We start from the raw sequence: 10,775 nt of genomic DNA, 5'->3' as shown, positions 1-10,775 counted from the left end.
TAAAAATTTTGTTAGAATTTCATCCAGATTTATGAGTTGAAATCGATTTTTCATGGACAAAGTTCTTAAAACCTGTCTATCTCCAGCGTTGGATGATAATTATCTGTCAAAAAATAATGCTTCTACACAAGTTCTCTATTTAAATAAGAGAATTTTATCTGAATTTTTTTCAAAATGAGAATTGCTGCTATAATGCTATTCTCCTGTCAGCACAAGCACAACCGGGTACTGGCTCAGTTGGACAAACATCTGAGATAAAACAGACTACAGGTCCTGATAGCCCTCCTGCTCGCGTCAGTATCTATGAAACTCGTCCAAAAAATATTTCTGTCAACTATATTATCAAGTATAGATAGTGCGATACTCTACGGCACTGCATAGCAGCACGCCACTCGCTGAAAGCGCACCGAAGGTGATCTTGTAAATTGGGTTATCTTTAATTAAGTTTTTCCCTTACTTAAATTATTACAAAACAATTGAATGTCATTGATTATGGTTTGATAAGAATTAACAATTTGATGGGCGATGATTAAAACCTTTTCCTCATCTAATTGGCAAGAATAAGCACTTCTCACCAGATGACGAAACCGCCTTAATTCATCCAAAATGAGCCTTGTTTCTTCTGTAATAACTGCTTTTCTCACCCTAGGTATATCAACAGACATTTGCTCTAATAAATCTCGATGCCATTTATCCCCCGTTGGGAATCTTTGATCAATTTTTTTAGCAATCACTTCAAATATACGCTCAATTCTAGTATAAACTCCATGCAAATTAAGCGCAATAGAATTAATTAATGCGTTTTGATACATGACATCCGATTGATTAGATAATTCTCTTAAAAATATCTCTAACTGTTGTAGGGCTTGAATAATTTTATTGAGTTCTTGATTAATTCTATCTTGAATTGATAAATTAGTCATAATTCAACCCCCTGAGCAATTGCCTCTAAAATATAAGTATGAGCCTTTTGAACTTGTACTAAATCCACCTCAAAATCCTGTCCATTATCTAACTCTGCTATCGCTTTAAAATAATCTTTCTCTGGTAAATCCCAAACCGCTAAATCAAGATCAGAATGGGGAGTTATTTCTTCATAATTTAACAATGAACCAAATAAAACAACTTTCGTGACTCCATACTTCTCTTTAAGGAGACTAGCACATTTTTGAGCAATTTTTAACCCTGCTTGTTGCCGTTGTTTCATCTCTAATAGAAATTGTTCACGGTTTGCTCTCGCTGCTAAAACTTCAGCAATAATCTCTTGTTTTCGTTCTTCAGTTAACTGTGTCATTATGATTACCCCTAAATCATTGAATATCAATAGTTTCTATGATAGCAATTTTTGTGATAAACGATCGCCGATTTTGTCGGTTGGGTTGAGCAATAATAACTTTTGTCTGTCAAATATTAGTGACGCTTGAGCGAAACCCAACCACACCAATGTCGTCAATAATGTTGAGTTTCTAACTGGTATTAGTGCATTACGCTAACGCTAACTCACCCTACACGCTAACTTTTATCTCATCGGTAAAGATTGCAATCCAAAACAGAGACCTTGACAGACTCTTGTTAGAAAATTTAAATCCAAAGTAGCGATTGTATCCTGAGAACTATGATAATAGGGATTACGCATATTAGCAGTATCTGTCACCATAATTGCCGAATAACCGCAATCCCAAAAGGGAGAATGATCGCTGCGTCGAGTATCGGGGACGATATAACCTCCAAAAATTACCGGCAACCATTCGCAGGGAGTCTGATTTTCTCGCAGGACTCGACTGAGAAAATTTAAATCCTTGCGGGTTTTGAGATTGCCAATCAAAGCGATAAAATCCCCGGTGTTGGGGTAAAAATGTTCTAGAAAAGCTGGATATTTTTGAGAATGGGGATTTTTATCACAGTAACCGAGCATTTCTAATGATAACATTAACCTTAAATCCTGCTTAGTTTGTTTTAATTTTTCTGCGTAGGCAATGCTCCCCAGTAATCCGTATTCTTCTAGATCGAAGGCAATTAAACGAATTGGATAATTAGCCTGATTCTCCCCAAAAAACCTCGCTAATTCTAATAATACCGCTAATCCCGTGGCGTTATCGTCAGCCCCCGGCGACCCCGGCACCGTGTCATAATGAGCGCCAATTAAAATCGGAGGTTTTTGACTATTGTTAGGCAAATCCAAGATTAAATTTTCGTAAACTTTTCCCTGAAAAGGGAAACAATGTGATTTAACCTTTCCCCAATTTCCTAACTCTTGCCGTAGGTATTCTCGCACATAAAAATGTCCTTGACTAGAGAAAAAAGGGTTTCTTTCTCGGACAATTTGTTCTAGGTGTTGGCTTAAGCGATCGCTAAGAAGATCAAACATTGATGATAAGTAGTTGGACAAAAGTAAAGTTAACTGTGGGGTAAGGAGTCAGGAGCCGGTCGTCGGTCGTCAGTAAGAATTGCGGCAATTTACATTTCTTAAGATAGACAACAGAATTTATGTCCGACTACTTAAGTAGTCGTGCAGAATTAATTTCCTAGTCGAGACAGGAGACGGGAAACAGGAGACGGGAGACGGGATACAGCTATTAGGGATCGGATTTGAGTTTTCAGTTCACTGTTTACTGATCACAGCAGAAGTCTGACGGAGTAGTGGCTTAGATGTGTAATTAATTGTGCTTAGATACTTAGCAGATAATTTAATCAAAAGAGCCAATGGATAGAGCAACTGAGGGAAAAATCTGGGAAAATAATAATTGTTAATTATAAAATATTCTGTGAAGCTAAAATCATGACAAATCTCCAGTGGACTAGCTATGATTGTATCGTTGTCGGGGCGGGATTAGCAGGATTAATCGCCGCGCGGAATCTCCAGAGGCAAGGTCATCAAGTTCTGGTGATCGAAGCGCGAAATCGTTACGGTGGTAGAATGTCTGGTCAATATCTCCCCTCCGGACAGTGGATCGATCGAGGTGGTCAGTGGGTGGGTCCAACCCAAGAGCGTTTTTTAGCCCTCCTTGATGAGTATAAAATACGTCGTTTTCCCTCTCCCAATCAGGGAAAAACCGTCCTAGTCTTTAACAACAAACGCTATGAATTCAATGGTTTTTTTCAAGGTTTCCACGAGGGAGAAGTACCCGATATCGGCCCGGCAGAATGGCAAGATGCGATGTCAGCATGGGCGCGTTTTCAAGAACTAGCCAAAACCCTACCTTCCGGTTATCCCCAAAGCAACGATCACACCAAAAAACTAGATAGTAAAACTTTTGCCCAGTGGATTGAAGAAAACACCAGCACAGATTTTGGTCAATGGTATTTTGCTTATATGGTGCGTGCAGTGGGTTTTCTCGGGCCGGCCGAACCCCAACAAGTCTCACTGCTGCACGTTCTTTGGGGACAAAATTGCGCCCCTCAGGCCGAACATCCAGAGGCCGAACTGATTCATGGCGGAGCCGGACAAATTCCCGACAAGATCGCGGCGGAGTTAGGAGAGCGAATTCGACTGGGGGAACCAGTTGTTCGCCTTAATTATGACTCGGCCGGTGTCACCATAGAAACCACTCAGAACACTTTTACCGCCAAATTTGCCATCATTGCCATGCCGCCCCATCTTGCCGGCCGCATTATTTATCATCCCCCGCTGCCACCCCAGCGAGAACAACTAACCCAACGAGTACCGATGGGATGCTGCGCTAAAATCCTGATTTCCTATGAGCAACCTTTCTGGCGAAAACAGGGACTAGCGGGAGTTGCTCAGGGGAATTGTCAATGGTTGGAACTCTGTGCTGATAGTTCCGATCCCGAAACCGGTGTCGGGGTAATCGCCACCTTTGTGGTTGGCGATCGCTATATTCGTTGGCACTCCATGAGTAGTCTGGCGCGTCGTGCCGCCGTCCTCTCGGATTTAGCTATTTATTTCGGTCAAGAGGCTCTTTTCCCGATCAGTTACGATGAGGTGGATTGGCCCGGGGATCCCTGGACTGGTGGCGCCTATGCCGCTTTTATGCCCCCCGGAGTCTGGACAAGTTTCGGCGAGGCTCTTTTTACTCCCGTCGGACCGATTCACTGGGCTGGCACAGAAATGGCCGATCGCTGGCCAGGATTTTTTGAGGGAGCGATCCGCACCGGTGAGGCAGCGGCCGATCGAATCGCCTTCCTTTTGCGGGAAAAATGAGCATCTACAGGGCTACGCCACCTTTTAGGTCAAAAAAGTCATCATAGTCAAGTTTCGGGGCTAATAGGGCAAAAAATCCTAAATCATCACTATTTCGCCCTGGTAATGTTCGACGAAATACTGGACACGATGACGATATTCTTTAATTGTCCGATCGACCCATTCCCGCTGCTCACTGTTAGCATAGATATGCACTAAAGGTTCTCCGGCATCGGGTAAAATCAATACCCAGTCATCATTAAGGGGATTAATCACCTTGACTCCATCGACCAACTCTAGATTAAGATCCGCGTGAGTTTCCACCAGATAGCGCATCAAAGATCCCTTGACTTTCCAAGGACAACGCACCGCCGTATTCTTATTGTAAATGCGCGGTAACTCGGCCCGCACCTGAGCTAGAGAACGTTCCTGAATGGTTAACATCTCCAAAAGTTTCGCTACGCTGAACATGGCATCAAAACCGGGATGTAATTGCGGAAAAATAAAGCCAGTTTGTCCAGATCCTCCTAAAACCACGTTAGGATTAGTTTGACATCCTTCCATTAAAGCGCTAGGACTAGCTTTTGTCCGCACCACCCGGCCATCGTGACGACGTGCGATCTGTTCCACGGCACTAGAAGCATGAACCGGCACTACCACTGTACCGCGAGGATGGGCGGTCAGAATTGCATTCACCATTAGAGCAGTTAATTGTTCCCCGCGAATCGATAAACCACTCTCATCGACGAGGACTAATTGTTCCCCGTTGGCCGAAACTTGTACCCCTAAGTTCGCTTTCAGGGCCTCCACCACATGGCCCAATTGATGGATTAGTAACTCTCTTTCCTGCATGGAAAGGGCATTCTGACGTAAACTGGCATTGAGAACCACGGCATCACAGCCAAATTTAGCCAGTAATTCTGGTAAAATTGCCCCTGAGACTCCGTAGGCGTAATCAATGACGATTTTGGAACTACTATTGCGAATAGCCTCCACATTTAGCTGAGTTTCAAAGGTTTTGCGGTAATTATCGAGAATATCAGCCGGATAGGACATACTGCCGATTTCCTGCATTCCCACCCGTCGCAGATCTTCTTTAAAATAGGCCCCTTCGATTTTCTTTTCCCTCGCTTTGGAAACATTAATCCCTTTTTCGTCTAAAAACTCGATTAAGAGAAAATCCGGGCGATCGGGATGGATACGGACGTGAATGCCACCGACTACGTTTAATTTTGACACTAAAGTCCGCGAAATCGGTAAAGCATTCGCTTGTAGGTTTTGGATATTCACCCCCACGGACATTAAACCGGCAATCAGCGATCGACTGACCATGCGCGAGACACTACGTTGATCCCGGGAGACGATTACCGTTGACCCCGGTTTCAGGATGGAACCGTAGGCTGCCCCCAGTTTAACGGCGAATTCGGGCGTGATATCGATGTTAGCGAGGCCCGATACTCCTCGTTGACCAAAGAGGTTTTTATGGGCAGTATTTCCCCAAATCAGGTTAATATTGAGGATGGCTCCCGATTCGATCTGTTTACTCGGCCAGACTCTTACCCCAGAATTGATCTGCGCTTCTTCCCCGACGATCGATAATTGTCCGATCACCGCACCTTCATGTACCTGGGCCCGTCGATCGATTCTAGTTCCTCTAGCGATCGTACAAGCGGCTAAATTGACCTCATCCCCGATCACCACACCATTCCAGAGGATGGGACGTTTCAGATCGGAACCAGCGCCGATGGTGACATTATCGCCGATAACCGAACCCCTCTCGATCAGAACATTTGCACCAATGCGGCAATGATTGCCGATCATGGCCGGGGCCTCAATCTGGGCGCTAGGATCGATATAGGTATTAGTGCCGACCCACACCCCGGGGGATTTTTCTCGATAGGGAAATTCCAGGTTAACTTTGCCGGATAAAGCATCGTATTGCGCTTCTCGGTAGGCCTCCAGATGACCGACATCGCACCAATAACCATCGGCCACATAACCATACATAGGTTCGCCCCTTTGCAGCAGCAGCGGAAACAAATCTTTAGAAAAGTCGGTTTCTTCTTTGTAGGGGAGATAATCGAGGACTTCTGGTTCGAGAATATAAGTTCCGGTGTTGACAGTATCGGAAAAAATCTCGCTGGTGGATGGTTTTTCGATAAAACGGCGAATTCTGCCTTCTTTGTCGGTAATCACTACCCCAAATTCGATCGGATTGGGAACGCGCGTTAGGACGAGGGTTGCTTTCGAGTTTTTGCTTTTATGGAATGCGATCGCTTTTTGCAGGTCAAAATCAGTGATACTATCGCCACTAATCACCAGAAAGGTATCATCTAACCATTCGGCAATATTTTTCACACATCCTGCGGTGCCTAGGGGTTGATCCTCCTCCACAGCGTAGGTGATTTTTACCCCAAAGTCGCTGCCGTCTTGAAAGTAGTCGCGCATGACATCGGGAAGATAGTGTAGGGTGGTGATAATTTCGGTAATGTCATGCTTTCGTAGTAAATTAATAATATGTTCTGCGATCGGACGGTTGAGAATCGGAACCATCGGTTTGGGAAGATCACAAGTAAGCGGACGTAATCTTGTCCCTGAACCACCTGCCATTAGTACCGCTCGCATAACTTCCTCCCAAGGCTATCTTTTCGCCGTTTTTAAATAGTTTTTGCAAATTCTGGCTTTAGTTTTCCTATCTCGATCGATCTAGTTCCTAACCGGCATTCTAACACCGTCTCCCGGATTCAGGACAATATTTTCTTTTCCCAAGTCGGCAAAACCCAAGCTTAAAATAGTAGATGTGAATTGTCTAAATTCAAGGATGAGATGGCATGAAACTGGTTGTTTTTATCTTAATAATTGCTTATGGTTTCGTTGGTTGGAAATTCTGGAATGGGTACAGAAGCACTAACTTTAGTTCCAGTTTACCCAATCGTTTAGCTTTAACACTGTTCTGGCCGCTTCTGTTGGCTGTTAATCCCGCCTACCGCAAGAATTTTAAAAAAGCCCTCAAGGGCAAATAAAATTAACATACTGCCAAGGTTGCGGCCATAAAACAGAAAGTAGCTGGGTGTCGATGGCAATCAACAGTTTAGCCGTGGATGGCTTATTATGGTTAGGGAAAAAAGGGGTCGTAGCTCAGTTGGATAGAGCGAGTGCCTCCTAAGCACTAGGCCGCCGGTTCGATCCCGGCCGATCCCGCCTTTTTCAGTGTTGCCAAAGGCACGGCGTAGCCGTCCAGTAAACAGTAAACAGTGAAAAGATACTGGTAAACTGCTATTTATAGAGCTTTTCACGTTACTGAGGTGAGGTTAGGCTTGATCGCTTCTGTTCTCGTTAATCTGTCGGATGATTTCAATCATTTGAGCGTGTCGATCATCCATTCTCTCTAGATGCCGGTAAAAATCGGCTTGAGTCTCATAAAAATCTGATTGTGCGCTTGCTATTCGAGCTAGGTAATCGTAAAGCCCTTTTTTCTCCTGTTTCCGTTCTTCGCGGTCACTAGCGACGGCATCAGCTAGGGATTGAATAGCGCGAGCGTTCGATTCCACTATTTTCTCGATCCGCTCTAATCTGTCTTCTGACATTTTGGTAAACTCCTAATAGACTAATTTCTTGTCCCCCACCGATGCCCCTCGGATGGCGGAATAATACTAAATCCGTTGAGTATAGGCTATATATCAGGACAGCCGAACGGCAAAAGGCAAAAGGGGGAATAAATAACCAGTTTTTAATAACCGGATTTAGTATCACTCAAAACTTAAAACTGATCACTGATCACTGATAACTGCTATTTATCTTCTCATTCTGCCCTTAACTTGATACCAAAGCCTTCTTAAACGTAGATCGAGAGAAAAACCCCGACGGGTGGGAATAACAATCGTGCCACCGATGCGATCGTGGAAAGCGCGGTTCAATTGCTCATCACCGATCGCCATACCACAATCGGCGAAAAGGGGCGAAGATAATAAAATCAAGCTTAAAGGATTGCCAAAAAAAGTATTTAACCCTACCATCATTAAAGCTGCCCCGCCACCAGCGATCGCCTCTCGTTTGCTTAACTCCAAAATTCCGGGTAAACGCTGAAGTCGTAGATCGATGATCTTCATATCCAGGGCCCAACGTCCTAAACTCTGACCCTGATTCTGCGCTACCAATAACACCCGCAAACACCACCAAATCAGGAGAAAAAGGAAGAATTGCAGTACGGGCGCACCACTAGCAAAGGAGCTTAAAAACCAGATCGAGGCAAAGTCGATCAGGAAAGCATAGGCCCGACGATCTAAGGGAATTTTCGGAAATTTTTGCGGTAGATTATCTTCAGGCGGGATCGGGTAAACCATAAAAGACCTCTTCTAAAAATCAAAAATTGTTGTTAGGGTTAGGAGTCAGTAGCCAGTAGTCAGGAGTCAGGAGAATTAAGAATGAATAATAATCAGTTAAATGGTCTCTTTACAGAATTTATGCCATTTAATCCTTATTTTTGCAGTTTTTGAACCCTGAAAAATTAATTATGCAAGAGGTTTAAAGTCAATTCTCGGAAAAATCCTGCGGTTTATCTTCTACTCTAATCGGGAAATTGGCAATTCTAGGATAGTTGTCCCTTGTCTTTTTTCTCCCCCTGTCTCGGAGTCTTCTGTCTGGGAGTCTGCTTACCTAACCGAAGATTTTTGATTTTTGCAGGAGATATAATTATTAATCGACTCGGAGATCTAAGCTACCATTGAGCAAAGGTAGCCCAGAATACAGGGATAATCATGGAGCAAGATTCATTAACAACGGAGGTTATTCTGACCCATCCGCGGCAAAGTTTGGGAGAGATACAGTTGGATTGGATGCCACAACCGGGTAATTATTTGGCCTTAAAAGGACAAACCTATGCGGTTTTGGAACGTCACCACCAGTATCAATACAAGATTGGTGGCTATTGTTTACGCAAAATTTCCCTTTATGTACAAACTGCTCCCACCCCTAACGAAAAAAGTTTGATTGAAGGACGTTGGGTGATGGGGGATGCTAGTTGTCGTTTTAACGCCAGATCTGAACTGTTGCGCTGTGCGATTAACCCCTCCGGTCCCTGTCAAGATTGTCGTTTTTACGAAACTATTAACCCTTAAAAGAGCCTTTTTCGGCAATAATCTGGCTATATATTGACAAATCACCCATGAATCATCCTTACTCTTGGATCGAGGATAGCTTAAAAACCCTCCATCGGGCCAATTGGTATCGAAGGGTTAAAACCATTCAAGGCCGGGGCGGAGCCGTTATAGAATTAGAGGGTCGATCGCTGATTAATTTTGCCAGTAATGATTATCTGGGATTAGCAGCCGATGAAAGAATGATCGCGGCAGCCATAGCAGCAACACAACGCTATGGAACTGGAAGCACCGGCTCGCGTCTATTAAGTGGACACCGAGATCTTCATCGAGACTTAGAATTAGCGATCGCATCCTTTAAAAATAGCGAAGACGCGATCGTTTTTAGTTCGGGATATTTAGCCAATTTGGGGACAATTACCTGTTTAGTGGGGCAGAAAGACCTGATTTTAGGCGATCAATACAATCACTCTAGCCTCAAAAATGGAGCCAAGTTAAGCGGTGCCACGGTGAAAGAATACCGGCACAATAGTCTCGAAGACTTAGAAAATCAGTTATTAGCCCACCGTCATCACTATCGTCATTGTTTACTGCTCACCGATACAGTGTTTAGTATGGATGGGGATATCTGTCCCCTAGCGGGAATTCTCGCTCTAGCCGAGATTTATAATTGCATGGTTTTGGTGGATGAGGCCCACGCTACTGGGGTTATGGGGGAAAACGGCACAGGTTGCGTGGAATATTGTGGTTGTCAAGGACGGGAATTAATTCAGATGGGGACCCTGAGTAAAGCTTTAGGCAGTTTAGGGGGATATGTGACCGGAAACGCCAAAATTATCGATTTTATCCGCAATCGCGCCGCTACTTGGATTTATACTACTGGTTTATCCCCCGCCGACACCGCCGCTGCTAGAATGGCTTTAGAGATTATTCGTCTGGAACCGGAACGTCGCCAACGCCTACACCAAAATATTAATTTTGTCAAGAGTAAATTAAATAATCTTAATATATTGCCTTCGGAAGCGGCGATTTTATGTTTACCGGTAGCCAATCCGGGTCAAGCCCTAGAATTATCGCAAAAACTGCTAGAAAAAGGGATTTTTGCCCCCGCCATTCGTCCTCCTACCGTTCCCACCAGTCGTCTGCGGTTTACTGCTATGGCCACCCATAGCCTCGCCCATCTAGAGGTTCTTGTCCAGTCTATTGGCGAATCTTTCCCCACATAGAGAAAAAGTTTTTCGTGGGAAGTGGGGAACAACTAAGTTGAGCGGCGGTTAGCATCCTTGATCCCATCATCAAGCTCTCTAGCCTGGCCGCTCCAACGACTTGTTAGACTGGGCTTTCGCAATAAGTTTACGACTTCTCTGCCGCTTGCTGCTTCTTTTTTGCGTAGGTCTGCAAAGATTGCATCCAACCCACATTCCGCACCCTAAGCTGTCACAGAGAGAAATTACGGAGAGAAAAAATCAAAGTGAGCATAAAAATAAACATAAGGAGCGAAAAAAGGCATTTGAGAAACAGTAAAGCACCAAAAATGG

Annotated in this window: 10 protein-coding genes and 1 tRNA gene; 5 read left to right on the top strand and 6 right to left on the bottom strand. The window is 44.2% G+C overall.

Features of this window, described 5'->3' with window-relative positions; translation table 11 throughout:
* Nucleotides 1-440: 440 nt before the first annotated feature.
* From IQ224_RS17550 to IQ224_RS17540, 3 genes are all read right to left on the bottom strand, one after another.
* Nucleotides 441-923 (bottom strand): hypothetical protein, encoded by a 483-nt coding sequence (locus IQ224_RS17550; protein ID WP_002747156.1) that lies wholly within the window; start codon nucleotides 921-923, stop codon nucleotides 441-443.
* A complete protein-coding gene (locus IQ224_RS17545) occupies nucleotides 920-1,294 on the bottom strand; it encodes a nucleotidyltransferase family protein (protein WP_002747155.1) in 375 nt (124 codons plus the stop codon). Before IQ224_RS17545 ends, IQ224_RS17550 begins: the two co-directional genes overlap by 4 nt.
* Before the next feature lie 225 nt (nucleotides 1,295-1,519).
* Nucleotides 1,520-2,368 (bottom strand): M28 family metallopeptidase, encoded by an 849-nt coding sequence (locus IQ224_RS17540; protein ID WP_002747152.1) that lies wholly within the window; start codon nucleotides 2,366-2,368, stop codon nucleotides 1,520-1,522.
* Nucleotides 2,369-2,779: 411 nt separating this feature from the next.
* Between IQ224_RS17540 and IQ224_RS17535 the strand changes: the two genes are divergently transcribed.
* Nucleotides 2,780-4,162 (top strand): flavin monoamine oxidase family protein, encoded by a 1,383-nt coding sequence (locus IQ224_RS17535; RefSeq protein WP_002747151.1) that lies wholly within the window; start codon nucleotides 2,780-2,782, stop codon nucleotides 4,160-4,162.
* A 78-nt stretch (nucleotides 4,163-4,240) separates the two neighbouring features.
* Here the strand turns inward: IQ224_RS17535 and IQ224_RS17530 are convergent, their stop codons facing one another.
* Complete coding sequence (locus IQ224_RS17530) at nucleotides 4,241-6,766, bottom strand: mannose-1-phosphate guanyltransferase (protein WP_194033284.1); 2,526 nt, start codon at nucleotides 6,764-6,766, stop codon at nucleotides 4,241-4,243.
* Between the two features lie 206 nt (nucleotides 6,767-6,972).
* On the opposite strand from IQ224_RS17530, the gene IQ224_RS17525 reads away from it, so the two are divergent.
* Nucleotides 6,973-7,164: a hypothetical protein gene (locus IQ224_RS17525; protein ID WP_194033283.1), complete on the top strand. Its 192-nt coding sequence runs from the start codon at nucleotides 6,973-6,975 to the stop codon at nucleotides 7,162-7,164.
* 104 nt (nucleotides 7,165-7,268) lie between these two features.
* Nucleotides 7,269-7,342: transfer RNA gene (locus tag IQ224_RS17520), tRNA-Arg, on the top strand.
* Between the two features lie 110 nt (nucleotides 7,343-7,452).
* Here the strand turns inward: IQ224_RS17520 and IQ224_RS17515 are convergent.
* Both IQ224_RS17515 and IQ224_RS17510 read right to left on the bottom strand, forming a co-directional pair.
* Nucleotides 7,453-7,728, bottom strand: coding sequence for a hypothetical protein (locus tag IQ224_RS17515; RefSeq protein ID WP_002738957.1), 276 nt, complete (start codon nucleotides 7,726-7,728; stop codon nucleotides 7,453-7,455).
* 207 nt (nucleotides 7,729-7,935) lie between these two features.
* A complete protein-coding gene (locus tag IQ224_RS17510; protein ID WP_002747145.1) occupies nucleotides 7,936-8,484 on the bottom strand; it encodes an RDD family protein in 549 nt (182 codons plus the stop codon).
* Nucleotides 8,485-8,898: 414 nt separating this feature from the next.
* Between IQ224_RS17510 and IQ224_RS17505 the strand changes: the two genes are divergently transcribed.
* Together IQ224_RS17505 and bioF are read left to right on the top strand one after the other, a co-directional pair.
* Entirely contained in the window at nucleotides 8,899-9,258 is a 360-nt protein-coding gene (locus tag IQ224_RS17505) for a DUF6464 family protein (protein WP_002747143.1), read from the top strand.
* A gap of 47 nt (nucleotides 9,259-9,305) precedes the next feature.
* Nucleotides 9,306-10,463, top strand: a complete 1,158-nt coding sequence (gene bioF, locus IQ224_RS17500) for an 8-amino-7-oxononanoate synthase (RefSeq protein WP_002747137.1) — start codon at nucleotides 9,306-9,308, stop codon at nucleotides 10,461-10,463.
* Nucleotides 10,464-10,775: the final 312 nt, after the last annotated feature.

The sequence above is a fragment of the Microcystis sp. LEGE 00066 genome (genome assembly GCF_015207925.1).
Lineage (GTDB): Bacteria > Cyanobacteriota > Cyanobacteriia > Cyanobacteriales > Microcystaceae > Microcystis > Microcystis ichthyoblabe_A.
The sequence above is the reverse complement of the archived record's forward strand: the minus strand, read 5'-3'. Positions and strand labels throughout refer to the sequence as shown.